Genomic DNA, 26,344 nt, shown 5'->3' with positions numbered 1-26,344 from the left:
CCCTCAGCAGCTAGCAATGCTTACCATCAACCCGCCCTCCGCGCATCTTCTGCTCGAGACGTACGTGCAGTTGCAACCGGATGACTGGATTGCAATAAACGCGGCCAACTCGGCCATAGCGCGCTGGATAGTCAGTTTCGCCAAGAGAAAAGGTGTGAAGACTCTCGGCCTGGTGCGCCGCGCCGAGGCTATGGACGCAGCCCGGGAAGCGGGATGCGAGCTGGTGTTGCTGGACGACGATAACGCGCCCAGGAAGATGACCGAGGCGCTGGGCGAAAAGCGCATGCGGCTTGCGCTGGATGCTGTCAGCGGCGAGGCTACGGGCCGCCTGGCCAAGTTGCTGGGGCGTCGCGGCACCCTCGTGTCGTACGCTGCCCCGAGCTTTGCGGCCATGGCTGTTAGTCCGTTCGATGTCATCTTCAATGACCTGACCGTTCGTGGCTTTTCAGTAGGTGATCCGGACTTCGCCGGACGGATTCCCAGCGCCATCATGCAGGCGGCAAAGATGATTGCTTCGGGCGAAACCGCCATTCCAGTGGCCGCGACGTATCCGCTTGAGGAGATCGGCGTCGCAATCGCCCATCAGGTGAGAGGCGGAAAAGTTCTTCTGCAAGTTAGAGACTAGGTGCAACGAACGCTGAATTTTCCCGCGAAGGTCCCGCAGCCCGCTGTCACGTCCAAAAACAGGCAGCCTGTTTTAAGGGGTGGCGGCATTTCGTTGTCGTCCTTCTTGGCATTCACTGATGCAACTCGAGACGGATCTAGCAGAATTCTAGAAAAACGAAAATGACGACAATGCAAGAACAAAGCCTTAGTTCTGGAAGCCTTCTATACGTTGTTTAACAAGCGTGACTATGCCGCAGCTGAGCGTTTCTGGTCGCCGCACTATCCAGCACGGTGCACAGTTCCGGAGAAAGTTAACTGTACCTGCCTGATGCGGCAGTTCTCGTGCGTGTCTGTCTTTCAGTCGTGGGTGGAGAACCCGGGGAATGTGCTGCATATGCCAAAACGGTTGTTTCTCCGTATAGGTACGCGTGAGATTGACCTTGAAAAATCAGCATATCGGAACTTCGCTTTCTCCGGCGGGCCTTTCATCCTCGCCTGAAAGTAGAGAGGTCAGGCCAGGCAGAGGATAAATCGTCGTGATGTCTTTAAACGCAATTCAAGTAGAGCGAACAATGTAGCGCGCCGCGGATGCGTGGCACGTCGTGACGCGGATCACGAGGCGCGATCAGACGGCATGAATGAAGTGAATACATCGGAAGCACATTGAAGAATTCCTCGACAGGTGCCGAAGCGGCGGTGACCGGATTCCTCGGTCAGTCGAGGCGCAGCAGTCAACAACTGCGGCCCAATCTTCAGCAACAAATGATAAAGACGGATCACAGCAGATAACGACGAGAACCTAAACGGACAATGGTTATAACGCGGAAGGAACGGATGCGGGACCTCGGAGACATGACCTGGGACCATCGCGATCGCGCTCTTACGCCTCGCCCGCATTCCCCGATAAATCCCGGGTCAGCGACGCTGTGTAGCGTGTTTGCGATTTCACCGATATATTTATAAAACAAACAGGATGGCTCGATTCGAGTGCCCTCCGGGCATCTTATCTTCATACGTCACGAGGTCCAACCATGTTGCCGACACGCGATTGCGAATCTGATGAAGGCTCGGCCATCCCCGTCCTGCATCGCCGGGCCCTGAATGGTCCTTCGATGTCCGTATCACGCGTCCTGTACGACGGCCGTGCGTTTGGCTTTGCGCCAATCTTGCCTCGCGACGACGCCTATTTCATGAGTGTGAAATTGAGGCCGATGTCTTCCGGCCGCATGTGGCTTGGTAATCGCGCAGTCACGAATCCGCAGGTGCCCGTGCGCCTACATGCGATATGTTTTGCCCACTTGAGTGATGAACCACACTGCGAGTTGTTTGAGCCATTCGACATCGTTCGATTCAACCTTCCGCGGTTCGCCCTAAAACAGGTTATCGACGATTCCGGCGCCCGGCAGATTGAGGAGTTACGATGCCCCACGCCGGGGACGGTGGATCCGATCATTGGGCATCTTGCAGCTTGCCTGCTGCCGGCGCTCGAGCAACCGGACGGGGCATGCCCACTGTTTATCGACGCGATTACGCGTAGCATAACAACGCACCTGCTTCGGACGTACGGGAGTGTCAAACTTGGCGACGCTCCGAGTCGCAGAGGGGGACTCGCGTCGTGGCAAGAAAAACGAGTAAGGGAGCTGATAGATACGCACCTTGATGGATCTCTGACTGTACCGATGTTAGCCAACGAGTGTGGCATGTCTGTGGGACATTTCAGCCACGCGTTTAAACAACAGACTGGTCAGTCTCCGTATCAATTTCTGATCGCTCAGCGTCTGCTACGCGCAAAGGCTTTGATGCTGACCACCCAACTTTCCCTTGCGGAGATTGCTCTAGCCTGTGGCTTCGCTGCCCAGGCGCACTTCAATAGACGTTTCCTCACGTCTAACGGCATGTCTCCCGGAGCGTGGCGTCGCGCGGCCCGATAGCAACGCCAGCGCTTACCAGAGCGGGTAAATCCTACCTCTTATATCCGTCCCAGGCGTTCGCTGCGAACTGCAGTGACTCCACGAAGCGAGGCACGCCCGTTGCGCTCCTTCAGCAACCCGGTCGTTGGGGAAACATGCACCCCGAGCCGGAGAGACTTTACAAAAGGACTCATCTATTGTTGGCGAGGAATAAAAATTGTATTCAATCGCGCCAAACCTCCCACGCTCGTTATCGCCCTACACTGCATTCGAAGACTGCTGGCAACACGGAAACCGTATGGCCATTCGAAATGGAGTGACATCATGGCTGAGGCGCACCAAGGTACGGCCCTAATTACTGGCGAATCGTCGGATATCGGCGCAGTGTACGCGGGCCGGCTGGCACGTCGCGGCTACGACCTGATTCTGGTCGCGCGGAACCGCGATCGTCTGATTTCGCTCGCCGACCGCATCACGAACGAAACGCGCCGAAGCGGTGAAATCGTCGATGCGGATCTCAACGACCGCGCAGCGCTTGTCGGCGTCGAAGCGATACTGAAACAGGACGCAAGCATCACACTGCTGCTCAACAACGCGGGCGTGGGTACGCATACGCCTCCGCTTGATAGCGACGTCGACGCGATGACGCGGATGATCGACCTGAACGTCAATGCGCTCATCTGTCGAGCAATGTCCCTGCACGTCGCTATGCGACGGCACGATAGACACCGGATGTCAACCGTTGGTTCGAAGGTGCACAGATGTGCAGAAGCAGGTGTCTTCGCAGGGCAAACGGTTGTCCGTGCTGAAGGGGGCGGCGGGAACGACGCCACCACGGGTACTGTTCGCACTCCAGCGAGGCGAGACGCCCCACCGCGCGTCAATGCTCCTGCACCGCGCCGCTGCACACTGTATGGATGCTGCGCGAGGCGGCAGCATGCGATTCCCGGCCTTTCCTTGCAGCTAGGTAGCCTGAAGGCCGTGATGACCGCCAGGCACCGGAACACGGACAACCGTGCCGGCGCCTGACACACTCCCACCCTCTCGCGATGCATACGTCACCGCACAGATGGAGGATGTGTAGGCCGAATCAATCAGGATCAGTTCGACGGCATCAGCACGAGCGCATTCGTCGACGAACGGCGCGTTGGGCGAGGCACGGTGCACGCGATGCACACGGATGCGGCAACTTATGCAATGGGTTCGGTTCGAGCCTGTCAGTAAAACTGGCGAACCCGTCAAAGGTAGTAAGAACCGGTACTCTATTCCTTTCGGAGGGGAGATGGCTTGTTCGGTATTGCTGGGAGCAGGGTTCACCCGTAGTTGGGGTGGCTGGCTTGAGTCGGAGGCCTTCGAATATTTGCTCGGGTGCCCCGAGGTTAGATCGTCACCGGCTGTCACGGCGTTGCTTTGGAGCTCCAACAAAATCGGCGGATATGAATCTGCCTTGGCGGACTTGCGGGGGAGGGCGAGACTCGATCCCGAACGACACTCCGCCGATTTGCGAAGCCTCGAGACGGCGATTAGAGCTATGTCCAAGGCGATGGACTATTACATATCCCGCCTTGCAGATTTCGACCTCGGCCTCGGGGACAGGTCAGTGCGCAAATTCCTGAGCCGGTTCGATGCAATCTTCACCCTGAACCAGGATCTCCTTCTGGAGTATCAGTATCTCCAGAGGTGGGACGGGGTCGAGCTACCTGGGATGCAATTGTCTTCGAACGCGGGCTCTGGTCCGTGCGGGATCCCTTGGACGGATCAATGGGTTCCTGCGAATGAAAGCGAATTTCGCGTCACTGCGAACCGACAGCCATGTTTCAAGCTACACGGGTCCTGGAATTGGGTTGACAGCGAAGGCGGCTCGCTGCTTATTACAGGAGGCGAGAACGCTCGCGCGCGCGGCCTTCCACCGATTCTCGACTGGTATCAGCGGCAGTTCGTGCACTATGTCTCACAGCCTAACAATCGACTTATGACAATTGGCTACGGCTTCCGCGACATCTATATCAACGATGTAATCGCGAAGGCAGTGGCTGAACACGGATTGCAGCTTTACGTTATGGCGCCGGAGGGTTCGGACGCAGCCGCGAATGCGCCATCGTCGTCTGGCGATGGACGCGGGGGGCGAACCCTCGTCGAGAATGCGTTCCGTCACGGACTCATAGGAGCGTCGCGCCGGCCGCTAAACGAAATCTTTGGGGAACGCGAAACGCTCGAACTAACGAAGGTCCTGCGATTCCTCGACTGCTAGATGGCCTTCGCCCGATCGGACATGTCTCGGCTATTACACTCTCGTGCCGAGGTGGCTAACATTAGAACAACGCATCTTTAAGCATGCGATGCCTTGTTCTACTCAGGCCGACTCTTCCTGCCCCGCGTATAGCTCAGCTGATAGTACGCCCCACTCTGGTTGACGGGGTCCGTGTATTGGCAGCTGAGTGAGCCTGGGCGCATTTCGTCGATCGCGGCGAGCTTCGCCTTAAACGTCTCAATGCGTGTTTCGATTTGAAGGAGGTGTTTGGATTGTTTGGTGGGATGCGATCTGGTTGCTGCGTCCGGCGTTCTCGCGCCTGCGCAGCTTCATGTGGTTCGCCACTGCCGTGGCAGGCTTGGCGGTGCGCACCGAGTTGCTGGGCGTGACCAGCATCTTGCGCGCGATCAAATTGCGACCGGTCCTGTACAACAAGCCGCGTGACAGCTTGCACAGCAGCGCCGTGCAACTCGATCAGCTCTCGGCGTTGTGGACTCAGGCGGTGTTGCGCCTGACCTCCTGCTCCAACTACTCTTTCGAGTGGCTGGTGATGATGAAGTCGTCCGCGGACCACACCATGTGCATTTTCAAGCCTGTCCGCTTCGCAGCCGGGAATTTCTCCCTGAGCATCATCCAACGCCATGTTGGCCACTACCGGTGAAATAATTCCCCCTTGAGCGACCCCGGCATGGGTCGGAAAGAGTTCGTCCTGGTACACATATCCCGCGTTGAGCCACTTCTGCAGGATCACCTTGTCCGTGAGCATGTTGGCGATCACCCGCCCCGGGGAACCAGACATGTCGACTCTCTGTTTGCCGGGAGCACCCGTGGCTCTACTGATCCGCCTTTCTTCAGTCTCATCGATTTTGGCGAGGATAAGAACACAATTCGCAGCAGCCGAAGAATCAGCTTCATCGGCAAGCTCTTCTCCCCGAATATGCAGGATATGCAGCTGGTTTGTGAGGGATAGCGAATATGGACAGGCACTTGGTGATACAGGTTTTCACCAAGGACGTGGAGATGCACGGCGTCGCTCGCTCGGCGGACGACAGGCCGCATCAATCCCCACCCGATTGAGCGAAATGCAACGAACGCCATGTTCCGAATCCTAACCATTTATCTTACTGCTGCCCAGCGATCAAAATCTGTTCTATCGAAGCATTCGAGAAGGCGTCAAGCCTGAATGGAATGAAAACAAAAGTCGAACCGGTGATCGAAGTTGGGGACGTGGATCTGACCGGCCACGCGCGGAAAGTGAACGCGCGTTGGTCACAACCCTCAGTGCGATGAGGTATCCGTCATGAAGAGCGGCCGGCAATGGAAACGTTGGAGCCCGCGAGTAGCCCACTGATACAACGGGAGCCTGCACCTCGCCAGTTAGTTTTGGGCCAGGCAGCGATTCGAGCAATCCTGATTCCTGACGAATACAGCGAATCTGCCTGACGCGCGCCGGATGACTTGCGCGCCGCCACCCAGCTTGTTCAACTGACGCGAATTCTGATCTGGATGATAGCCATTTATCGGTTGGCCGCCTTGGACCACAATCCGTCCTGTCGAAACATCCGCGAAGGCACAGGGCGTGAAAGGTATGAAAACCAATGTCGAACAGGCGGTCGAAATTAGGGACCTGGATCTGGACGGCCACGCACAAGTGATCCGGTTGCGTACGTATCGTCCTCCTATCAAGCGCGGCTCCTTACCCGCCATCGTTTTCTTTCACGGCGGCGGCTTTGTTAAGGGGACGCCCGAGCAGACCGACACGATTTGCACGCGACTGGCTATGGAAGTCCATGCTCTGGTCATATCCGTAGGTTACTCGCTGGCACCGGAATTTCCATTCCCCACCGCGCTCCATGACGGATACCTTGCCGCTCAGTGGGTTGTGAGTAATGCGCGTGCGCTTTCCGTCGACGTGAAAAGTATTGCTGTGGCCGGGCACGACGCCGGCGGCAATCTGGCTACGAGCCTCGCGGCCATGGTCCGTGACCAGGCTGACTTCCGGTTTGCGGCTCAAGCGCTTCTTGCACCACTACTCGATCCGAGCATGACGCGCTTCGCAGATCTGGACGATGACAAAACGCCAGATATGAGCGCGGCAGAGTGTGCGTTTGGCTACAGAGCCTATTTGCCGGTCGTGTCTCACCGGCTGCATCCGTACGCCGCACCAATCGAGTCTCGCCGCCTGAAGGGACTGCCTGCTGCCTTCATTGCCAGCGCAGAAAACGATCTGATGCACGTGGAGGCAGAGAAGTACGCTGCAAAATTGATCGCCGCAGGTGTACCCACGATGGTTACGCGCTACGGGAATGTCGCGCACAACGAACTGGCGTCACGACAGGAGGTACTTGCTGACGTGGCAGCCTTCTTCATCAAGAGATTTGGCACTACTTCAAAGCGCTCCTGATTCACCTCATCAGTAAATGGGAGTTTGAAATGGCTTTCAAGCGTAAGCTGGTTATCTCCAGCGCGATTTCCCTGGCGGTCATCGTCAGCGCCGGCGCCATGTATCACACGTACGGTGGCGCGCCCGTCACTAAGGCTGCCGCCGCTGCGGCGCCACCCGCAGTGGGCGTTGATGTTGCGACTGTTGTCTCGCGGTCCATCACCGACTATCAGGAGTACTCGGGTCGAATCCAGGCCATCAACGATGTAGAGATTCGGCCCCTCGTTTCAGGAACGATCGTCGCCGTCCATTTCCAGGACGGCGCGATGGTCAGGAAAGGAGACCTGCTTTTTAGCATCGACCCGCGTCCGTATCAGGCGGAGGTCGACCGGGCAGCAGCGCAACTCGCTTCGGCGGAGTCCCGCAGCGGATATGCCTCGACGGACTGGGCGCGTGCCCAGAGATTACTGACCGACAATGCCATCGCCAGGCGCGATTACGACGAGGCGCAGAATGCAAACCGCGAAGCGGTGGCAGCGGTGAAGGCGGCGAAGGCTGCGCTTGAAGCGGCACAGATCAATCTGGGCTACACGGCCATCTCGGCGCCCGTGTCCGGGCGCGCTTCTCGTGCGTTACTGACAGTCGGTAACGTGGTTTCCATCGGGGCAAACGCGCCGGTGCTGACGACTTTGGTTTCGACGTCACCCATCTATGCGTCGTTTGACGTCGACGAACAGACGTACCTGCGCTTTCTCAGCCACGACTCTAGAGTGACCGTGCCAGTCTCAATTGGCCTGGCCAACGAGACGGGCCATTCCCGGGACGGCGTGATCGATTCCGTGGACAACCGGCTTGATACCAGCGCGGGGACGATTCGCGTACGCGCGCGCTTTGACAACGCGGACGGCGTGCTTGTACCCGGGCTGTACGTCCGAGCTCGCGTTGGTGGTGGCGTTCCGCACCAGGCAGTGCTGGTCAGCGATGCAGCAATCCAGACCGACCAGGATAAGAAGTTCGTCTTGTTGGTGGACAAGGAAAACAAGGTTCAGTACCGCGAAGTGAAGCTAGGTGACCAGCAAGGAAGCCTGCGCGTCGTCACAGGCGGGCTGCAACCGGGCGATCGCATTGTTGTTAACGGTATGCAGCGAGTTCGTCCGGGCGACCCCGTCAAACCAAACTCTGTGCAGATGTCGGGCGACTCTGCTTCCGCGACGGGAGCTTCCTGAGTGCGCACGTTTCACAATGCCCTTGGTGCCTAGCAAGAGACTGTCATGAACCTCTCCAAATTTTTCATCGAGCGTCCGATATTTGCGGCCGTCCTGTCAGCAGTGATTCTGCTGGCGGGTCTGATTGCCATGGTCAATCTGCCCATTTCGGAATATCCCAACGTCGTACCGCCGTCCGTTGTGGTGACAGCGCAATACCCCGGCGCTAACCCCAAGGTTATCGCTGACTCAGTTGCTTCGCCACTTGAAGAACAGATTAATGGCGTCGAGAACATGCTGTACATGCAGTCTCAGGCCAATAGCGACGGCACACTCACGTTGACAATCACGTTCAAGCTTGGGACGAATCCTGACCTTGCGCAGCAGCAGGTTGAAACCCGGGTGAACCAGGCGTTGCCTCGCTTGCCAGAAGATGTGCAGCGCCTTGGCGTGACGACCGTCAAGTCGTCCCCGACGCTTACCATGGTTGTCCACCTTGTTTCGCCGAGCGCGAAATACGACAGCACGTATCTCAGGAACTATGCGCTCATAAACGTTCGTGACCGTCTGGAGCGTATTCCAGGTGTCGGTCAGGTCACCCTGTGGGGTTCCGGTGACTACTCCATGCGCGTCTGGCTCGATCCGCACAAGGTGGCCGAGCACAATATGACGGCAAACGATGTAGTGGCGGCGATTCGGGCACAGAATCTCCAGATTGCAGTGGGTCAGATTGGCGCGTCACCGTCGACTTCGGATGCGCCGCTGCAGCTTAACGTGAACGCACTGGGCCGGCTTCATACGGAAGACGAGTTCCGCGATATCGTCCTGAAGACGTCGCCCGACGGCGCCGTGACGCGGCTCAAGGACGTCGCACGCGTCGAATTGGGTGCGTCCGAATACGCGCGTCGGTCGCTGCTTAGTAACAAGTCTGCCGTTGCCATGGCGATCTTCGAATTGCCGGGCGCGAACTCGCTGGATATTTCCCAGCACGTTCGGGAAGCGATGAAGGATCTCCAGGCCGATATGCCGGAAGGCGTTAAGTATGAGATCGTCTATGACCCGACGCAGTTCGTGCGTGCGAGTATCCATGCGGTGATTCACACGTTGCTGGAAGCTGTCGCACTGGTCGTGCTGGTGGTCATCGTATTTTTGCAATCGTGGCGCGCATCGGTCATTCCACTGATTGCCGTGCCCGTTTCGATTGTCGGCACGTTCTCGCTGATGCTTGCTTTTGGCTTCTCGGTGAATGCGCTATCGCTCTTCGGCATGGTGCTGGCGATCGGCATCGTGGTCGACGATGCAATCGTGGTGGTCGAGAACGTCGAACGCAATATCGCCACGGGGCTATCTCCAAAGGAAGCAACCCACCAGGCCATGCAGGAGGTGAGCGGGCCGATCATCGCGATCGCGTTGACGCTGGTCGCCGTGTTCGTGCCGCTCGCGTTCATGAGTGGTCTCACGGGCCAGTTCTACAAGCAGTTCGCAATGACGATTGCCATTTCGACAGTCATTTCCGCGTTCAACTCGCTTACGCTTTCACCGGCTCTTTCTGCTTTACTGCTCAAGGGGCATCACGATCCGAAGGACTGGCTATCGCGCGCCATGGACAAGGTGTTCGGACCTTTCTTCAACGCGTTCAACAACGTATTTCACCGCGGCTCTGAATCGTATAGTCGTGGAGTAGCCAGGGTTGTCAACCGCAAGGTCATCATCGTCGTCATCTATGCCGTCTTGCTGGGGTTGACGGTTCTCATGGGCAAAGTTGTGCCGGGTGGGTTTGTTCCGGTTCAGGACAAGCAGTACCTGGTCACAATCGTACAACTGCCCAACGGCGCCTCCCTCGACCGGACCGAAGAGGTCGTGCGACAAGTTGGCGACATTGCGCTAAAGACTCCAGGCGTCGACGCAGCCGTGCAGTTCCCGGGTCTGTCCGTCAATGGTTTCACCAACTCGTCGAGTTCGGCGGTCATCTTCCTGAGCGAAACCCCTTTTGAAGAGCGTAAAAGCAAGTCGCTGACTGGTCTGAGCATTGCTGTGGAACTGAACAAGCGACTCTCTAGAATCAAGGGGGCGTTCGTCGCAGTCTTCCCCCCGCCGCCGGTTCTGGGCTTGGGGACTCTTGGCGGCTTCAAGCTGCAGATTGAAGACCAGCAGGCCGCGGGCTATACCACGTTGGACAACGCTACCCAGGCTTTCCTCAAGGAGGCAGCGAAAGCACCCGAACTCGGTCCGTTGTTCTCCACCTATCAGATCAACGTGCCGCAGGTGAATGTTGATATCGACCGCGTGAAGGCCATGCAACTGGGTGTGTCGGTTAGCGACGTCTTCAACACGATGCAGGTCTATCTTGGCTCGTTCTATGTGAATGACTTCAACCGTTTTGGCCGTGTCTATCAGGTGCGTGTGCAGGCAGATGCGCCATTCCGCACACATACGGAGGACATCGGATTGCTGAAGACGCGTAACGACAAGGGTGAAATGGTTCCGCTGTCCACCCTTGCGAAGGTTACACCGACCTATGGTCCTGATTCGGTAGTCCGATATAACGGCTACACCTCTGCTGACATCAATGGCGGTCCCGCACCGGGCTACTCATCGGGGCAGGCGCAGGCTGCGATTGACAGGATTGCAGCCAAGACGTTGCCGCGCGGAATGAAGTTTGAGTGGACCGACCTGACCTATCAGCAGATTCTTGCGGGTAACGCTGCTCTCTGGGTTTTCCCTATCAGCGTTCTGCTCGTCTACATGGTGTTGGCGGCGATGTATGAAAGCCTGACTTTGCCTCTGGCCATTCTGATGATTGTCCCTATGAGTGTGCTCTCTGCGCTACTCGGAGTCTGGTTGACTCACGGAGATAACAACATATTCACGCAGATTGGCCTCATGGTGCTTGTTGGATTGTCCGCGAAAAATGCGATTCTCATAGTCGAGTTCGCCCGTGAACTGGAGATGGAAGGGCGGTCGATTGTTCAGGCCGCCATTGAAGCTAGCCGACTGCGTTTGCGGCCAATCCTGATGACGTCCTTTGCATTCGTCATGGGCGTGGTGCCACTGGTCGTCTCAAGTGGCGCAGGTTCGGAGATGCGTCATGCCATAGGTATCGCCGTGTTCTTCGGGATGCTTGGGGTGACCTTGTTCGGGTTGCTGCTTACGCCAGTCTTCTACGTGATTCTTCGGAAACTCGCGAGGACAGAGCACATCGTGGACAAGCACGGACATCACCCGCACGTGCGCGGTGTCGATGCCTCGGTCGAAGCGTGAGGTCACCATGTCGACAAACAAAGTGAAACGCGTTCTTTGGGGGGCGTTGACGCTTTTGAGCGCAGCACTGCTGTCTGCGGGCTGCTCACTGGCGCCGGCATACAAAACGCCGAGCGTTGCTGACTCATCGGCGTTCAAGGAAGCGCCGACCACAACGGTCGTCGCCGTAGCGGAAGGCGAGTCCGGAATCTGGAAAATCGCGCAGCCGTCCGACCAGATTCCTCGGGGAGAGTGGTGGGTGATTTTTGACGATGCCACGCTCAATGAGCTTGAAGAGCAGGCGTTATCCGCAAACCAGAATCTCGCTGCAGCGGCTGCGCGGGTCAAGGAGGCTCGCGCTATTCAACAGGCCACCCGTGCGAACCTGTTCCCGACTATTGACGCAGGCTTCGGACCTACAAGAGAAAAAGTATCGCCCGCCTCGCAATTCCAGCCAGATGGTGGAGACATACCGGCTCAGACCTTGTGGCGCGCTCAAGCGACCGCGAGTTACGAAGCGAACCTTTTCGGACGGGTGTCCGATGCAGTCAAGGCGAGTCGTGCAGAAAGCGACGAATCGGAAGCGCTCCTGCGCTCGGTTCAGCTTTCCCTGCAAGCTGATGTCGCGGCGAACTACTTCAAGGTCCGTGAGTTGGACGCGGAAATACAGGTGTACGTGCAGAACGTCTCGCTTCGCGAACAGACGCTGAAGCTGGTGCAATCAAAGTTTAGCGCGGGAGATATCGCTGAACTGGACGTGGCTCGCGCAAAGGCCGAACTGGCGACGGCGCGTTCCGCGACGATGGCGGCGCAGAGACAACGGGCAATTGCGGAGCACAGTCTCGCGGTTCTTCTTGGCAAGGCGCCGTCGGAATTTTCGATACCCTCAAGCCCGTTGCAACCGGTTCTGATTCGAATTCCGCCGGGCCTGCCGTCTTCGCTCCTTGAGCGGCGGCCGGATATTGCTGCGGCTGAGCGAGCAATGGCTGCAGCAAATGCGCGAATCGGTGTAGCCAAGGCGGCCTACTTTCCGTCGATGTCGATCACCGGGAACGCAGGATTCGAGTCGGCGACGCTGGGGGACCTTTTCAAATGGTCCAGCCGAGCATTCCTACTAGGTCCTCTGGCCGGCACTGTTTTGACAGTGCCCATTTTCGATGGAGGCCGTCGCGCGGGGAACCTCGCGAACGCTCGCGCAGTGCTCGACGAAGACGTTGCGCACTATCGTCAGCAGGTGCTTCAGGCCTTCCAGGAAGTCGAGGACAACCTGTCAGACCTGCGGATTCTGGAGCAGCAGACCCAGACGGAGAACGAGGCAGTGCAGGCGTCGACGCGCGCCGCAAATATCTCGCGTACTCAGTACAGGGAAGGCGCCGTTAATTATCTGGACGTGCTTGACGCAGAGCGCACGGTTCTTCAGTCGCAAACGACGGCAGTTCAGCTTACTGGGGTTCAGGCGACCGCCACCGTGAACCTTATCCGCGCACTGGGCGGCGGATGGGGCGACACCGTTACCGTTGGGGACGCCGATACACAACAGCAACCCGAGTAGGTTTTATCTTAAGGGCGCGCTGCGCACGACGTGTGCGTGGCGCACGCAGCCCTCTCTAGCCAGGAAATGCTATGTCGTCAGATCAGAAAGAAGTTTTAGACTTGGCGTGTTCACTGCGATTGAACGCACGGAATATGGTGATTCCGCTTCAGTTTTGCGCTTGGTAGAGCGCCCGATGCTGCGTCCGTCCACGATGAAGCAGAGCGCGACGCTCCATATCGACGCCATGCGGGCGTCGATCCTGAACCACTCTGCGCCGCGTGACCGGTCAGGCGACGCGAGTCCCCCGGGGCCTTGCAGATCTTACCGGGCGGCTTTGAACTGGCCATGCTTGCATGGCGACGTCTGCGATCGCCTTCAGCTTCTGCGGGCTGCCGCCGTCTCGTGCCTGGACGGCCATTCCCCGAGTCACGGCGTTGTAGAAGGCCGCAAGTGCGGGCACATCGGTGTCAGGCGGTAGGTCACCGTCCGCGACGCCCTTGCGCAACCGCTGCGCCATCATCTCTTCAGCGTTTGCGCGGTGCCCGGCCATCGTCGCGCGAATAGATGCGAGTTCGGGTGGCAGGTGAGTGCCGGCCAGAGAAATCATGCAGCCCGGTGGGTGGCTCTCTCGCGTGAATTCCACGACGGTGGCATCGAGAAGCTTCTTGAATGCTTCTCGCGTGTCGGCCGTACCGAACAGTCCGTCAGCAAACCAGACTTCGGACAGGCTCAGGTATGCGTCAGTCGCTTCCTTGTAAAGCCGCTCCTTGCTGCCGAAAGAGTTATAGAAGCTCGACGGACTGATCCCCATGGCCTGGATCAACTGAGCTTCGTGATCTTCGTACCCTCGAGCGTTACGCCGGCCATCAACCCGCTGTTCGTGAGCACGAATGCTTCGACCGGCGCGGTCGCGGTGGTGGTATCAATGTTCCCATTCGCGCCGACTTTCAGGACGGCCACTGACGCATCGCCGCCCACTGACCAGCCTTCGCTATTACGGAACCGGGCAAGTGCATCCTCGGTCATGAACAGGAAAATGATGGCTTTCGATTGCGCGCCGATCTGCAGCCCGACCGAGCCGGTCGTGGTGCTGTAATAGCCGACCGTGCTGCCGCCGACTCGCAGCGAGCCTTCGCCGTACTGGCCGCCGATCCAGAAGCCGGCGGCGATGACCGACGGGAACACGAGTACGCCACGGGCCTTGCCGACAAGTTCACGCGAGCCGTTGGCGGTGGTGTACAGGCGTGCAAGGGTCGAGTCGACGCCTGCGTCGATGGTGTGACGCTTGTCGGCCTGAAACGCTTCTGGATTTCGCTAGCTTGCAGCATGATGAAACTCCCCCTCGAAGGTACATTGCGGCTGACCTCTCGTTGCTCCTGTTGGTCCACTTTTCCCGCCCCCGGTCATCTTCCAGGTCGTCCGCGAGTCTGGCGTCGCGTTCCGGCCCCATACGATGCCTCTTTGTTTGCCGCGAATGCCCGCCTGTGCGTTCACCGCCGAACATCGCTTCAAAGAAATCACTGACGTCTGCATCCGCGCTTCGCCCGTTGCCTGTGCCGCTGAACTCGAAGCCTTCGTCCCAGTCAGGCTGCGGCTTAAAATCCTGGCCAGTTCTGCCGCTGGCGGCCCATCCGGTCATAGGCGCGTTTCTCCGCATCCTTGAGAACCTGATAGGCCTCTAGCGCAGCTCCTTGAATGGTTCGGTCGAATGGCCTGGATCTTCAACGTGGTCGAGAAGAATGGCGAGATCATTCTTCGATGTGCACTCGACCCTCTCGAGGCAACAGCGCGCGTATCGGAGATGCCGCGGTGGATGTTTGACCCAGTTATCTGCCGTCACATCAGATATTCAGTATGGCCAATTGCAGACTGCGAGGCGCTACGTGACCTGAGGCGCCTTTTGACCGATAAATCTCTGGCCGCACGCGATGATCTCAACGCCCAGTGCCGCGCGATCGCGGCCTCGACAGGCGCGCGCCTGACGCTGACCGAAGAGCCGCGCGAAGCGGTGAAGGGCGTCGACTTCATATATACCGACGTCTGGGTGTCGATGAGCGAACCGTTCGAGAAATGGGGCGAACGCATCGACGAACTACTGCCTTATCAGGTGAATCCGGCGCTACTCATGGCAAGCGGGAATCCGCGCGTGAAGTTCATGCATTGTTTGCCCGCGTTCCATGACACGCAGACCGAACTGGGCAAGAAGATCGCGATCAATACAACCTCGCGAATGGCGTTGAGGTGACCGACGATGTCTTCGAGTCCGACGCATCAATCGTGTTCGAACAGGCAGAAAACCGGTTGCACACAATCAAAGCGATTCTAGTTGCGACGCTTGCCGGCTAAAAGGGGATCGCTATGCTTATTGTTGTGGCTCTAGGCGGAAATGCATTGCTGAGGCGCGGCGAGCGCGCGAGCGTCGGTGCACAGCGCGACAACGTCCGCCGTGCCGCTGTTCAACTGGCGAAGGCAGCGGCTGGAAACAGTCTTGTGATTGTCCATGGCAATGGACCTCAAGTCGGTCTGCTGGCGTCGCAAGGGATGACCGCGTCCGAATCCGAGCGCTTTCCTCTCGATGTGCTGGATGCGGAAACGGAAGGGATGATCGGTTACCTGATCGAGCTGGAGCTACGCAACCTGCTTCCCGGTGGGCGCGCTTGCGCTACGATGCTGACGATGGTCGAAGTGAGCCTCGCCGATCCGGCCTTCGCCCACCCTGACAAGCCGATTGGCGCAATATTCACCCAGGCCGATGCCGCCATCGCCACGCGCGACAAGGGCTGGACGATGGCACGTCATACCGCCGTGTGGTTGCCAGTGCGAAGCCCATCCGCATGCTCGAAGTCCAGGCTGTGCGCTGGTTGCTTGCGCACGGGGCCGTCGTTATTTGCGCGGGCGGCGGCGGTATTCCAGTCGTCGCGGAACCGGACGGGCGCCATCGCGGCGTGGAGGCGGTGGTCGACAAGGATCGTAGTGCCTCGCTGCTCGCCCGCGACATCGAGGCTGACCTGTTTGTCGTGGCGACGGATGTGGGCGGCGTCTACCTCGACTGGGGCAAGGCTTCAGCCCGGCCAATCCGCAACGCGAGCCCTGACGCACTGGGTGCGTTGGGCTTCGCCTCCGGCTCGATGGGGCCGAAGGTCGAGGCGGCGTGCGAGTTTGCAAGACGCACAGGACATCGCGCCGTAATCGGTGCGCTCGAAGACATTGACAAAATGGTGGCCGGCACCGCTGGCACGTCGATTCGATCGGGGCAGAACGGCATTGTGGAAGGTACTCCGGAGGGGGTGACCAGCAACAGTGCGACACAGGCGAACACTTCGTGACCGCAGTGACCGCAACCGCACCGGAAGCCGATTCGACGAGCCCAGCGAAAGCGCCTCCAAGCGGCGACGGCCTCAACTTCACCATAGGGTAGGGCGTCGCGGTCACCGCGGCTCGTGCGCTCATGCAGTCATTACCTCATCTCGTCGTCAGGGCGTGCCGCCTGACCAAACAGCGCATCCCTGATCCAGCCCTCGGGCGTGGAGGCCGCGCCAAAGCGGGGGCTCTACGCCGCGATTAACGTCGACATCGACCCGCCTGAACAGGTCTATTGACTCGATTCCTCACCATCCGCGTCCGTAAATCCGGAACGTGGATCGCATGGTGGGTCGCATGGCCGCTGTCAATGCGTTGGCCGTTGCAGATTTTTTCGTTTTCGTTTTCGTTTTCGATTTCATCGGTGCGCTGTGTCACAGTCGTCGGTTGCTACGCGCGAAATAATTTATCCACAGTGCCTGTTAGCCACCGGCGCCTCACGCGCCCGGCCCCGGCATAACGACCGCCTTGGAGGTGCGCTGTGTTCCACCAGACTTTTGCCCGCACCTTGTTCCGCGCTGCCGTGATAGCTGTATTTCTCGTTGGTTATCCGTGCCTGAAATCAACGGCGACTGCCGCGGGCGCGGCTCCGCTGCCTGCGAAGGAGAAGCGGGTTTCGCCGGCCAACGCTGCCGCGCCGGTCGACTTTCCCACTATCGTAGAGCGATACGGGGCCGCCGTCGTAAATATCAGCACGACGGCCCCGGAGCAGCAAACGTCGGCGCCAGCCTTCGTGGCGCTCGATCCTGGCGATCCCTTTTTTGCGTTCTTCAAGCGCGCGCCGCAGCAACCGCAGGAGTCTCAAGGCAACCCGCCAGGCGCGATATCGGGTGCGGGCTCCGGATTCATCGTTAGCTCCGATGGCCTCATTCTGACTACGGCTCATGTGGTGGATCAGGCCGACGAAGTTATGGTCAGGCTGACCGACCGGCGCGAGTTCAAGGCAAAGGTGCTGGCTGTCGACGCCCAGAGCGACGTCGCGGTGATTCAGATCGATGCCACGAAGCTTCCGACGGTCAAACTTGGCGACTCGTCGCGAGTGCGCGTCGGCGAACAGGTGCTGACGATCGGATCGCCCGACAGCTTCGAGAATACCGTTACCGCCGGCATTGTCAGCGCCACCTCTCGCACGCTCCCGGACGGGAGCAGTTTTCCGTTTTTTCAAACCGATGTCTCCGCCAACCCGGACAATTCGGGTGGCCCACTGTTCAACCGTGCAGGCGAGGTGATCGGCATCGACGTGCAGATTTATGCGGACTCAGACAGCCACCCCAGCCTGACCTTCGCCATCCCGATCAACCTGGCGGCCAAGGTGCGATCGCAGGTGCTAGCCCTGCATGCGACATCTCCGGGCGGCCTTGGCGTGGAGGTACAGGACGTCGGCCCCGGCCTGGCGGTGGCCTTTGGCCTGCCGCGACCGGCAGGTGCGCTGGTCAATTCCGTCGCGCCCGGCACACCGGCCGCCTCGAGCGGACTCAAGCCAGGTGACGTGGTCATCCGGATCGGCGACAAGACGATTGATCGCTCGGCCGAACTCGGCGAGGCTGCTGCTGCTTTGCCTCCTGGGACAAAAACCACACTCAAGCTGATCCGCAATCGAAGGCCGATGACAATCACGGTCATGGTCGGCGCGTCCGCGGAAAGCTCCAGCCCCAAAGCCCGACCAAGCGAAAGCGGCTCAGGGGATCGCCTGGGCTTGAGCATGCATCCGCTGAATGAGGACGAGCGGCGCGCGAGCGACCTGGCCGTCGGTCTGATGGTGGACGGAGTTGATGGGCCGGCGGCAAAAGCCGGCATCCAGCCTGGCGATATCGTCCTGTCGCTCAACGACACGCTGGTCGAAACGCAGGCGGACGTGACTGCGCTGGAAGCCAAGGCAGGGAAACAGGTAGCCGTGCTGATCCAGCGCAACCACGCGCGCAGTTTTGTTTCGGTCGAGGTTAAATGAACAGCGGGACGTGGGCAGCTTTGGTGGTGCGAGGAAACAGGGTTGCGCCGCAACGTCGCAAGACCGACGCGGGACCAGTGGTTAGCCGAGCGTTTCAGGGGCGACTGTGAAGACTTACCGCTGCGAGTGCGCGCCATTGCGTCGGTGAAAGGATCGGACGTTGCTTCATACTAGAATTCCTTGAAGACTTGGAAGGAGACGACCATGGCACAAGAGCTCAGCACCGAAGCGCAAGAAACGCTTCTGGAACTCAGCCAACGCGCGGCGAACGACCAACCTCTCATGGTTGGATGGGATATCCAGACCGAACTGGAAAAGCTCGACCTGATTTCGGCGGCCCCACACGGTGGGTGTCTGATCACAGAGAAGGGGCGAGCGTACGTGCGGGAGATGCACAATTGATCCGGCCGCGCGACGCGCGGCTGAAACCGTGCCCTAAGCGAGTCAACCCATGAATTGATCGTGCCAGGATTCCTCGAGACTCACGCAGGGACCAGCGATGTCCATCAACGCCATTGATGGAGTTCGCGTTGACTTCGTTGCTAGCCGCGTGACGCTTGTGCGCAGGGCGCTGGCGGATGCGCAAAAGATCATGTGGTTGGCCGACCCAAAGATCGCACCTGTGATCCACCGGACCTTCGCTTCGATAACCGTTCCATACTGGGATGATTCACGCTGAGGAGGCTTTACTGGTCGCTATCGTTCGATCGTCGCCACCGGACATAAGGAGCAAGGTCGCCGATGACTTCCCTGAGCACGTCGAAATCGCCGAGACGTCGCACTTGATCGACAGCCGATCGCGAAACGCGCGACGCGTTCAAGGCTCATGTCAGAAGGCTGCAGATCGTGCTTGCCTCGCTGTCTTAACGAAAAATCGACGAAACCGGGGTGCCACATGCTGGGTGTCGCCAAGACGTCAATCAAGTCCCGCGCCGCAGGGTTCGCGAGGCTCGCATTTCTAGCGCTCATATCGGCTGCAATGATTGTCGCGCCGGGGCATGCTGAGGACACGCCGACACCGGCGAGCCATCCAGCGCCGGCAGATCAGTCACCCGTCGCGATCGCACAGGTGGCTAGTCTGCCTGTCGAGCGCCAGGTCGCCTGGCTAAGCCGCGCCGCGCAAAGCGGTGAGCTCGAAAGATTGGACGACGCGCAACTGATCGAACTCTTTCAAGCGCTCGCGCCCGACACTGTGCCTCGCTACGTGCAGACGGGCATCACGCGCTACCGGGAATGCGAGTTCCAGACGTTCAGCCAACAACGCGTGAAAGGCAAGTGGCAGAAGAAGCCGGCTCACATGCTGGTCCGCTATCGTCAGGAGCCGCGGCAAGTCTATGTCAAGTGGCTGGCTGACGGCAGGAATGCCGGGCAGGAAATGATTTATGACGAGAAGAAGGACCCGGATCAGCTTTACGCGCATCCGGGTGGGATCCTCAACCTCGTGTCGTTGTGGGTACCAATCGATGGCGCTCGCGTCAAGGCGCAGTCGAACCATACCGTGCGTGAACTGGGTATAGACTATTTCACGGATCTGTTTCTGGCTGAACTGAAGAAGTATCGCGCGGCCGGCGTCGAGAAGCCCTCGGAGATCGAGGTGCTGAACGATCATGGTGCGCGCGTAGTGGCGTTCACGTGGGAAACACCTACCGGTCGGCCCGACTTCTATGCAAAGAAGGAGCGGCTCGGCCTCGACTTGCGGCAACCTTTTTTTCGCACGAGCGAAGCGTGGGACAACGATAAGGAACTCTTGGAGAAGTTTTCGTTCACGGAGGTGACGCCGAAACATTTCGACGACTCGGTATTCGATCCAAAGAATCCGGAGTACAAGTTCTGATCAACTGATGTGTGATGCGGGAGCCAGACACCCACACGGCTATTCAATTCGGGCAGGCACGACAGCCTCTGGTCGACCATAACGAGACAGTCGGCGTTGCTGAAAGCGGACCTGGCCGACCCCGCAGAACTCGCGCTACAGCGCGTACTGCAAAGCCAGGTCGAAACCGATGACGACTAGCGAACAGCCGAGGCCTGCGAGGAGATTCGCGACCCGATGTTCGAAATCGTGATCCCGGCTCATCCACGCCCCAATCAGGAAAATGCCTTCAAAGACGACCTGGAGCGCAACGAACACAAGCATCAGCAGAAACTCGTAGCCCATGAACCTGAAGTTCGCGAAGTTCATCCCGTAGTCGAAGACCCACCTGCCCACCCTATGCACCTCATACGCCAGCAACAGGATCGGAAAGAGGTAACTGGCAACATAAGTCGGCACGCTTGCGTGCCGCAGTTCCAGGTGAAAGTGACGAGCATCTTGCGTATCCCCTCCCGCGTCGGCGTTTGGTGCTCAAAAGAACTCTTTGTTCAATTACGCGGCCACGGATCCCGCTGATCCGCATTTGCATCACGTGACCGGCCGCCCGTCGAAAAGCGCAACCGAACTGCTAACTTTCCGTCTCCGGGATCGTATTGACGATCATCGAGAATAATTTGCCGAGATCGTCTTCAAGTTTTACCCCGACGAATGGATCGCGATTTGCTCCAAAGGCGGCGTCGACCTCCGCCCAGTCTTCCTTTGTCAGAAGACGTCTGGCGGCCGGCAAAATCAACGTCTCTTCCATTCACCGGTGGTCTGCATAGAACTCTGCATATTCATCCACCACGGCTCGTAGCTCCCGAAGTGCAGGGGCACCCTTCAGTTCATACCGGGTCAGCGCGTGCTCGATATTTCTCAACTTCATGTCACCTCGAGCGTGCTGTGACTCCAGTTCCGCAAGGACATAGTCAAACTCATCTGTCCGATCCCGCAGCGGCGTGAACAGGTAACGATCCTCTTTAGTATGGTGCACCTGCTGAGGGTACTCGCGGATGTAATAAAGCATCGCCCGTAACACCATGAGGCCCGGAGCGGGCGTACCTGCTGCCAGCAGACCCACAAAGCGCCGCATGCCCCCATAACGGTCGACATCTGCTCGTGTTCATGAAGGATGACGGTTATGGCATTACGTGGTCCCAGAGACTGCATATCAAACTCCGCAGCAGTACACGAAAAGCATTGGCGAATCGATTTGCAGCTTCACGCCCGTGGCATGAGCAGGAAGCTGCACCGATACCTTAATGCTAGTCATCCTCCGCTCGACATCAAAGCGCACTAACGCCACAGCCTTGATGGAGATCAACGGCTGTGCGGACAGGGTGGCGCATGGGGTCAGCGCCCGTCGACCGCATAAATTGGCAACTGCTTATCTGGATTGCAGATAGGCCGCAACCGCCTTGGCCTGGTCGGCGCTCAACGTATGCGCGACGGCGGTCATCACGGGCGCGTTGCCGCGGGTACCGTTCTGGAAAACCTCGATCTGATGCAGCAGATACTCCTGATGCTGCCCTGCGAGGCGCGGAAACGTACCGGCCCCCTGGGCCTGCGCGCCGTGGCATGAAGCGCAAGCCGGCACGCCCTTGTCCGGCACGCCGTGTTCGAAGATTTCCTGCCCCTTGGCCATCAAGGTGGGGTCACCCGCCGCGCCCCGGGTTGCGGCCTGATGCGAGTAGTAATCGGCCAGCGATTTGACGGCTGCCTCGTCCAGCAGTGCGGCCATGCCCCACATGTAATCGCGGGCAGCGGTTTCGCCACGCGCGTGTTCGTGGAATCCCTTGAGCTGGGCTTCGATGTATTCAGGTGTCTGGGCGTTGAGCTTCGGAAACATCGGCGATTCGCTGCGCCCGTGTACGCCGTGGCAGCCAGAGCAAATCTGCCCGGCAATGCGGGCGCCATCCTCGGCTTGTGTGAGGGCTGGGATCAGGGCGATGCCAGCGGCGGCAAGTAGCGCGACCGCGGACATCCGGGGAGCAAATATCTTTTTCATGGACGTTCTCGTCAGGCTGAGCGGATTGAAAATATCAGTGGTCGGGCCATCTGGTCAGCATATGAGCTATCCAGGCTCGGCGCGCAGAGAAAGTTGAAGGCAGGCGTGCGGTTTCACACATACGAAACGGCGCGGGTAATGTTCCCCATCAAACTGGAGGGCAACGAGGGGCGCGCAATACGTCAAGCGAATCGACAGCCGCAAACAGTTGCGTGGTTTCGAACGTCGATTCCACCGCTCGCAGAGCAGCAGCATCGACCGGGCCGTACGGGGTGGTATTGATTTCGGACATGGAGCGCCTGTCTCTGGCATTCGTGGCGCGGTGCCGATCATTCACGACAGCGCGCAGGCCCGTTTGGCGCTGGCATCCACGTTCTCCAGCCGGTCCCAACCTGGGGACGAAGGCTCGTCACTGATTGGTCGTCGCTTTAGTGACGCGCATCGCCGAGAGGCAGAGCCGGTCCTAGCCAGCAAGCGCGACCGAAAAGGTTCATTTTCGTACTGCCTTGCTGTACAAAAAAGGTCGCTCATTAAGGGGTTGATGCGGCCTGAACGCACGGCTCGAGAGCCGCTGTCGGCCTGAAAACAACCATACTGCGAGGGCGACAAATCTGCCTGTACGATTGTGGGCGCGTTCATCGGCCAGACTTAAGCGCCACCTCAATCCCTCCACCGCAATAGACGACCGCGGCATATTGCCCGTGGCACAAGTTGGCGCACCAGTCTCTCGCGACGTCACTCCTTCGAAGCGGCGCCAGAGATCCGCTTAGCGTGCGGTGCCGTGAGTCTATCGAGGCAGTTCAGAGTTACGATGATGAGAAGCAGGGCTAATACGACAAGCTGGCCAACCAGAAAAACCGGCACGGCCAATATGGCCCACAGCGCCAACCTGAGCATCTCTCCTCCCTGGATTTTGTGATCGGTCGGCGGAAGCTGGCGGCGACCTTAGCGGCTCGTTCCGAAGGCTTAAAGCGAGCCCTCGAGAACATCATATCGCAACCCGTCAAATCTGTTTGTACGGTAGTGGACGCAGGCCGTCGACGGGCTGGGAGACGCGCCAAGCGCAGCGCTGACGCCCAGAGAGCGACCAATGAGGCCCGCAAAGCCGTTGCAAGGCTGGAGGGTCGATCGCGAAGTGTTGTCAGGCCGAAGCTGGAGAGAAACGCCAAAGAATGGATGGCGAGGTGTGAGGGCGTGCGCAATCGGGCGACGGAACATATGCTCCTGGGTTTCGATACGGGTGGGAAGCGAGCAGCCGCAGTGTATAGCCTCATCGGTTTGTGCAAATTCGCCGACGAACGGCCCTATCGCGCGAAACATGAAGGCCACAACTGCGTGGTTGCGGCGTAGGCTTTGCCTGCTGAACCCGCACGCCCCTGCCGGAGCGCGCTGGTTCGAGTTTTCTGAAATGTATAGCACTCCTGATCTATATCCGGATCGCCAAAACATGAAAGTCCCGCTCGTCGACGACCACGAGGACACCGCCGACACGCTGGCCGACATCGTCACCAGCGCTGGTCATCAGCCCTTCTTCGCGTACACGGGGGCGATGCGCTTCAGATCGCGGAGCGCGAAATGCCGGAACGCGTGTTTCTCGACATGTCGCTGCGGGACATGGATGGCACCGACGAGTGCGCCGCATTGCGACAACACATGGTACTTTACGGCAGCCGGATCATTGCGATCACCGGAAGCTCCGGATTCCACACGGCGCATCACGCCGCGCGGTTCGATGCCAGGCTGATCAAGCCATCTCGCTGGAAGCGTTCGAGCGCTATCTGCGTTGGAGTTTTCGCGTCCTCCACCCGGCCAACCCTCGATAAAGGGGCGATGTGATTATCAAGGGCTATGTCGAGCCCCCTTCTTTTTATTCTGCGATGCAAAACGTTGGCGTCGCAGGCTTCCTATGGGGCTCTGTCGCAATAACGCAGTCCGCTATGATGTGCGGAACAAGATGAACGACAGAAAGCTCGATGAAGACGTTGAATCCGACCGTGGCTGGGGTATGAACAAGGTAGAGCGCTTATGCTCTGCAGAGGATAAACGCTCTACCTTGTTCATACCCCATCATCTCCTCCAGATTACGTAAGCTGAGCGAGTAGGCGACGTACCACCGTACGCATAGCAACATCACCTCGAGCGGATAGTGCAGGCGCTTCAGCACCCGGGCAATGCCTGGTGCAAGGCTCTTTCGCGGCGTTTGCGTCTTCTTGATCGGCCTGCCAAAGCATATTTTGTCAGCCCCGAATTCTATCCTGCCGCCTTGATGCGACAAAACCACGCAAAGTGCATGACCGTCATTTTGCCGGCCAGTCTGCCGGTCGCTCGCCAATAGCCCATTCGTTCGGCGGATGTCCATCCGCCGTGTTCTGGTACATCCAGTTGCCGCAGACTGTGCAGTTCCAATTGCTGCTGACCTTAGTCATGTTGCCCAGCGGACCGAACGCACTGATACCTGAAGCGGCGAGGTCGCCGTGTGGCGACACACTCGATGGCTTTCCAACCAGTTCGCGGCAGGCATTGCAAGGCTGCATATATGTCTCCGACGAATTGTTTTGAGGAATCGTAGCATGAGATTCTTCGAACGAAATCGACCGCTGCTGATAGTTGTCGCGATTGCCTTTTCCTGTCGATGCACGGCACAGGAACCTGTGTTTTCACCTCGACGGTCTCGATGTGGACAGCTGGCGGGATGGGCTGCGGCTGCGTCGCGCACCCGGGCACAGCAAGCAGCGCGCAACGCAGAACCGCGCAGGCGATCGAGTGGTCGTCAAGCCGAACAGAACGGCCTGATTACGCCATCCTGGATGCCGGCCATGATCGCCTCTGTCGTGGTTTTCGGGGAGTCGTGGTGCGCGACGAGGGCAGCACACGCGGCGCGTGCAAGGCCCTCACTGCGAGGTACAACACGATCCGCAGTTTGCGTCTACTCAGCGGGGCCAAGGATTACATCGATAGCGGCCTGGCCGGCGATCTCCGCAACAAGGTAGGCCCAGCGACGGGAAAACGGTCCGCCCCGGATCTTGATGCGCTCGCCAAGCGCTGCTACGCCGGAAGGCTTGATGGGTCCTTCGATACGGAACCAGACGTCGAACATGTCCTTCGACGTGGACAGCAGATCAACGTGAATTTCGAATCCGCGATATTCGACCGTTCGTTGCATGAAGACCTCCGGTTCCGGCACGGCGCAAGACGGGCAAATCAATAGGTTGGCCTGTTTTTCTTCTGCCATCAGACGCACGTCGCCCGCATCTTTTGCGGCGGCGGCTGTCGTGGAATTCTCCCCAGAAACAATCGATCTCCTGAGTTCGCTGGAGGTAAGGTTCAGGGAGCGTAATCACCCGAACATAGCCGCCCGCCTGCCCGGCAGTTTGAACCAACGCCTGCAGCTTTCTGGCATGTGCGAATCCCATGATGGCCTCCCGGCAGAGAGGCGTTTGGAGAATCGAGCAGACAACAGTGTCCGATCCGTTTCAGCAGCGCCATGATGCCGGTCATTCTTGAGGTCTGTGGGACGGCTGCGTTTTCAAAAAGGCGAATGTGCTGAGCATGTGTCAATGCCACGCGCGCGCTGGCCTTCAACCGCAGCCGTCTGCCGATATCGTCCGACGAACTGGGCTCATCGCGGCGAGGGATGAAATTGGACTTCGATCCCGAGTGGCTGACTCAAGGCAAGCGCCGCATGCGCACCGTGAGATAGCGCCAAGGTACTGGTCATTCGCCGCAGGCGACCTGGTTTTCCCCCTACGCGTGAGTGTTGCCACTTGGCACACAGTGCGCTCGTGATCTCGTAGCACGAATGTCCGTTTGGTCACGTCAGTTGCGGCTTTGGTTCAGCACACGTCTGTCGCTGCCAGCCGCAGCGAGGTTTCGCAATTGCTGAAAACCCTGCGGGCGACATCGGCAAAGCGACGTCGGATCAAGTCCACGAACTTGTCGAAAGGGTAACAACGTCGTCAATGTCGGCCGTGGAACTGGCGACTCCATCACGCCCGACTCATGCGTGCCGGGGCGCTCGCCGGTGCAGCGCGGTGTCGAACGGCTGGC

21 protein-coding genes and 5 pseudogenes are annotated in these 26,344 nt (G+C 58.8%); 16 read left to right on the top strand and 10 right to left on the bottom strand.

The features are described from left to right. The first annotated feature begins 16 nt into the window (after positions 1–16). From P3T21_RS27050 to P3T21_RS27030, 5 genes and pseudogenes are all read left to right on the top strand, one after another. On the top strand, positions 17–625 hold the full coding sequence (locus P3T21_RS27050) for a zinc-binding dehydrogenase (protein WP_429259022.1): 609 nt from the start codon (positions 17–19) through the stop codon (positions 623–625). A 1,012-nt stretch (positions 626–1,637) separates the two neighbouring features. Next, positions 1,638–2,537, top strand: coding sequence for a helix-turn-helix domain-containing protein (locus tag P3T21_RS27045; protein ID WP_429259021.1), 900 nt, complete (start codon positions 1,638–1,640; stop codon positions 2,535–2,537). A 303-nt stretch (positions 2,538–2,840) separates the two neighbouring features. Then, positions 2,841–3,203, top strand: a pseudogene (locus P3T21_RS27040) (SDR family NAD(P)-dependent oxidoreductase); the annotation flags it as partial. Positions 3,204–4,047: 844 nt separating this feature from the next. After that, positions 4,048–4,767 carry an SIR2 family protein gene (locus P3T21_RS27035; protein ID WP_429259020.1) on the top strand — a complete coding sequence of 240 codons (720 nt, stop codon included), beginning with the start codon at positions 4,048–4,050 and terminating at the stop codon, positions 4,765–4,767. A 244-nt stretch (positions 4,768–5,011) separates the two neighbouring features. Continuing rightward, positions 5,012–5,428: a hypothetical protein gene (locus tag P3T21_RS27030; RefSeq protein ID WP_429259019.1), complete on the top strand. Its 417-nt coding sequence runs from the start codon at positions 5,012–5,014 to the stop codon at positions 5,426–5,428. A gap of 489 nt (positions 5,429–5,917) precedes the next feature. Here P3T21_RS27030 and P3T21_RS27025 read toward each other — a convergent pair whose 3' ends face one another. Then, positions 5,918–6,136 carry an alpha/beta hydrolase fold domain-containing protein gene (locus P3T21_RS27025; protein WP_429259067.1) on the bottom strand — a complete coding sequence of 73 codons (219 nt, stop codon included), beginning with the start codon at positions 6,134–6,136 and terminating at the stop codon, positions 5,918–5,920. Between the two features lie 219 nt (positions 6,137–6,355). Here P3T21_RS27025 and P3T21_RS27020 point away from each other — a divergent pair, with 219 nt between their 5' ends. The 4 genes from P3T21_RS27020 to P3T21_RS27005 all read left to right on the top strand — a co-directional run bounded on the left by P3T21_RS27020 (position 6,356) and on the right by P3T21_RS27005 (position 13,147). Continuing rightward, the gene (locus P3T21_RS27020) at positions 6,356–7,171 is read left to right on the top strand and encodes an alpha/beta hydrolase (protein WP_429259018.1); all 816 of its coding nucleotides are present in this window, start codon (positions 6,356–6,358) and stop codon (positions 7,169–7,171) included. 98 nt (positions 7,172–7,269) lie between these two features. Beyond that, complete coding sequence (locus P3T21_RS27015; RefSeq protein WP_429259066.1) at positions 7,270–8,376, top strand: efflux RND transporter periplasmic adaptor subunit; 1,107 nt, start codon at positions 7,270–7,272, stop codon at positions 8,374–8,376. 45 nt (positions 8,377–8,421) lie between these two features. After that, complete coding sequence (locus P3T21_RS27010) at positions 8,422–11,616, top strand: efflux RND transporter permease subunit (RefSeq protein ID WP_429259017.1); 3,195 nt, start codon at positions 8,422–8,424, stop codon at positions 11,614–11,616. A 7-nt stretch (positions 11,617–11,623) separates the two neighbouring features. Then, positions 11,624–13,147, top strand: a complete 1,524-nt coding sequence (locus P3T21_RS27005; RefSeq protein WP_429259016.1) for an efflux transporter outer membrane subunit — start codon at positions 11,624–11,626, stop codon at positions 13,145–13,147. 268 nt (positions 13,148–13,415) lie between these two features. Here P3T21_RS27005 and P3T21_RS27000 read toward each other — a convergent pair whose 3' ends face one another. Further along, positions 13,416–13,952: a TetR/AcrR family transcriptional regulator gene (locus P3T21_RS27000; protein WP_429259015.1), complete on the bottom strand. Its 537-nt coding sequence runs from the start codon at positions 13,950–13,952 to the stop codon at positions 13,416–13,418. Then, positions 13,949–14,425, bottom strand: a pseudogene (locus P3T21_RS26995) (BPSL1445 family SYLF domain-containing lipoprotein); the annotation flags it as partial. The gene P3T21_RS27000 and the pseudogene P3T21_RS26995, both read right to left, overlap by 4 nt. A gap of 598 nt (positions 14,426–15,023) precedes the next feature. Here P3T21_RS26995 and P3T21_RS26990 point away from each other — a divergent pair. The 6 genes and pseudogenes from P3T21_RS26990 to P3T21_RS26965 all read left to right on the top strand — a co-directional run. Then, positions 15,024–15,475 (top strand): annotated as a pseudogene (locus P3T21_RS26990) (ornithine carbamoyltransferase); the annotation flags it as partial. Between the two features lie 12 nt (positions 15,476–15,487). Beyond that, positions 15,488–16,455, top strand: a pseudogene (locus P3T21_RS26985) (carbamate kinase). Positions 16,456–16,970: 515 nt separating this feature from the next. Beyond that, positions 16,971–18,437, top strand: a complete 1,467-nt coding sequence (locus P3T21_RS26980) for a trypsin-like peptidase domain-containing protein (RefSeq protein WP_429259014.1) — start codon at positions 16,971–16,973, stop codon at positions 18,435–18,437. 204 nt (positions 18,438–18,641) lie between these two features. Further along, positions 18,642–18,839 carry a hypothetical protein gene (locus tag P3T21_RS26975; RefSeq protein ID WP_429259013.1) on the top strand — a complete coding sequence of 66 codons (198 nt, stop codon included), beginning with the start codon at positions 18,642–18,644 and terminating at the stop codon, positions 18,837–18,839. 97 nt (positions 18,840–18,936) lie between these two features. Next, on the top strand, positions 18,937–19,116 hold the full coding sequence (locus P3T21_RS26970; RefSeq protein ID WP_429259012.1) for a hypothetical protein: 180 nt from the start codon (positions 18,937–18,939) through the stop codon (positions 19,114–19,116). 216 nt (positions 19,117–19,332) lie between these two features. Further along, positions 19,333–20,271, top strand: coding sequence for a DUF1571 domain-containing protein (locus P3T21_RS26965; RefSeq protein ID WP_429259011.1), 939 nt, complete (start codon positions 19,333–19,335; stop codon positions 20,269–20,271). 135 nt (positions 20,272–20,406) lie between these two features. Here the strand turns inward: P3T21_RS26965 and P3T21_RS26960 are convergent, their stop codons facing one another. The 4 genes from P3T21_RS26960 to P3T21_RS26945 form a co-directional block, all read right to left on the bottom strand. After that, positions 20,407–20,709 carry a hypothetical protein gene (locus tag P3T21_RS26960; RefSeq protein ID WP_429259010.1) on the bottom strand — a complete coding sequence of 101 codons (303 nt, stop codon included), beginning with the start codon at positions 20,707–20,709 and terminating at the stop codon, positions 20,407–20,409. Positions 20,710–20,878: 169 nt separating this feature from the next. Further along, positions 20,879–21,055 carry a hypothetical protein gene (locus P3T21_RS26955; RefSeq protein WP_429259009.1) on the bottom strand — a complete coding sequence of 59 codons (177 nt, stop codon included), beginning with the start codon at positions 21,053–21,055 and terminating at the stop codon, positions 20,879–20,881. Then, positions 21,056–21,382, bottom strand: a complete 327-nt coding sequence (locus P3T21_RS26950) for a hemerythrin domain-containing protein (protein ID WP_429259008.1) — start codon at positions 21,380–21,382, stop codon at positions 21,056–21,058. Between the two features lie 294 nt (positions 21,383–21,676). Continuing rightward, complete coding sequence (locus tag P3T21_RS26945; RefSeq protein ID WP_429259007.1) at positions 21,677–22,297, bottom strand: c-type cytochrome; 621 nt, start codon at positions 22,295–22,297, stop codon at positions 21,677–21,679. Positions 22,298–23,872: 1,575 nt separating this feature from the next. On the opposite strand from P3T21_RS26945, the gene P3T21_RS26940 reads away from it, so the two are divergent. Further along, positions 23,873–24,133 (top strand): hypothetical protein, encoded by a 261-nt coding sequence (locus P3T21_RS26940; protein WP_429259006.1) that lies wholly within the window; start codon positions 23,873–23,875, stop codon positions 24,131–24,133. A gap of 229 nt (positions 24,134–24,362) precedes the next feature. On the opposite strand, the pseudogene P3T21_RS26935 reads toward P3T21_RS26940, so the two are convergent. The 3 genes and pseudogenes from P3T21_RS26935 to P3T21_RS26925 all read right to left on the bottom strand — a co-directional run. Next, positions 24,363–24,512, bottom strand: a pseudogene (locus P3T21_RS26935) (IS6 family transposase); the annotation flags it as partial. An 82-nt stretch (positions 24,513–24,594) separates the two neighbouring features. After that, positions 24,595–24,831 carry a hypothetical protein gene (locus P3T21_RS26930; protein ID WP_429259070.1) on the bottom strand — a complete coding sequence of 79 codons (237 nt, stop codon included), beginning with the start codon at positions 24,829–24,831 and terminating at the stop codon, positions 24,595–24,597. A gap of 392 nt (positions 24,832–25,223) precedes the next feature. Next, a complete protein-coding gene (locus tag P3T21_RS26925) occupies positions 25,224–25,460 on the bottom strand; it encodes a hypothetical protein (RefSeq protein ID WP_429259005.1) in 237 nt (78 codons plus the stop codon). Positions 25,461–26,344: the final 884 nt, after the last annotated feature.

This window comes from Paraburkholderia sp. GAS334, from assembly GCF_050436625.1.
Taxonomy (GTDB): Bacteria; Pseudomonadota; Gammaproteobacteria; order Burkholderiales; family Burkholderiaceae; genus Paraburkholderia.
The sequence above is the reverse complement of the archived record's forward strand: the minus strand, read 5'-3'. Positions and strand labels throughout refer to the sequence as shown.

Bases quoted from the DNA above. Each gene is read 5' to 3' on its own strand.
- P3T21_RS27050 (WP_429259022.1), top strand. From the start codon at position 17: ATGCTTACCATCAACCCGCCCTCCGCGCATCTTCTGCTCGAGACGTAC.
- P3T21_RS27045 (WP_429259021.1), top strand. From the start codon at position 1,638: ATGTTGCCGACACGCGATTGCGAATCTGATGAAGGCTCGGCCATCCCC.
- P3T21_RS27035 (WP_429259020.1), top strand. From the start codon at position 4,048: ATGTCCAAGGCGATGGACTATTACATATCCCGCCTTGCAGATTTCGAC.
- P3T21_RS27020 (WP_429259018.1), top strand. From the start codon at position 6,356: ATGAAAACCAATGTCGAACAGGCGGTCGAAATTAGGGACCTGGATCTG.
- P3T21_RS27015 (WP_429259066.1), top strand. From the start codon at position 7,270: ATGTATCACACGTACGGTGGCGCGCCCGTCACTAAGGCTGCCGCCGCT.
- P3T21_RS27010 (WP_429259017.1), top strand. From the start codon at position 8,422: ATGAACCTCTCCAAATTTTTCATCGAGCGTCCGATATTTGCGGCCGTC.
- P3T21_RS27005 (WP_429259016.1), top strand. From the start codon at position 11,624: ATGTCGACAAACAAAGTGAAACGCGTTCTTTGGGGGGCGTTGACGCTT.
- P3T21_RS26975 (WP_429259013.1), top strand. From the start codon at position 18,642: ATGGCACAAGAGCTCAGCACCGAAGCGCAAGAAACGCTTCTGGAACTC.
- P3T21_RS26970 (WP_429259012.1), top strand. From the start codon at position 18,937: ATGTCCATCAACGCCATTGATGGAGTTCGCGTTGACTTCGTTGCTAGC.
- P3T21_RS26965 (WP_429259011.1), top strand. From the start codon at position 19,333: ATGCTGGGTGTCGCCAAGACGTCAATCAAGTCCCGCGCCGCAGGGTTC.
- P3T21_RS26955 (WP_429259009.1), bottom strand. From the start codon at position 21,055: ATGGAAGAGACGTTGATTTTGCCGGCCGCCAGACGTCTTCTGACAAAG.
- P3T21_RS26950 (WP_429259008.1), bottom strand. From the start codon at position 21,382: ATGCGGCGCTTTGTGGGTCTGCTGGCAGCAGGTACGCCCGCTCCGGGC.
- P3T21_RS26945 (WP_429259007.1), bottom strand. From the start codon at position 22,297: ATGAAAAAGATATTTGCTCCCCGGATGTCCGCGGTCGCGCTACTTGCC.
- P3T21_RS26940 (WP_429259006.1), top strand. From the start codon at position 23,873: ATGCCGGAACGCGTGTTTCTCGACATGTCGCTGCGGGACATGGATGGC.
- P3T21_RS26930 (WP_429259070.1), bottom strand. From the start codon at position 24,831: ATGCAGCCTTGCAATGCCTGCCGCGAACTGGTTGGAAAGCCATCGAGT.
- P3T21_RS26925 (WP_429259005.1), bottom strand. From the start codon at position 25,460: ATGCAACGAACGGTCGAATATCGCGGATTCGAAATTCACGTTGATCTG.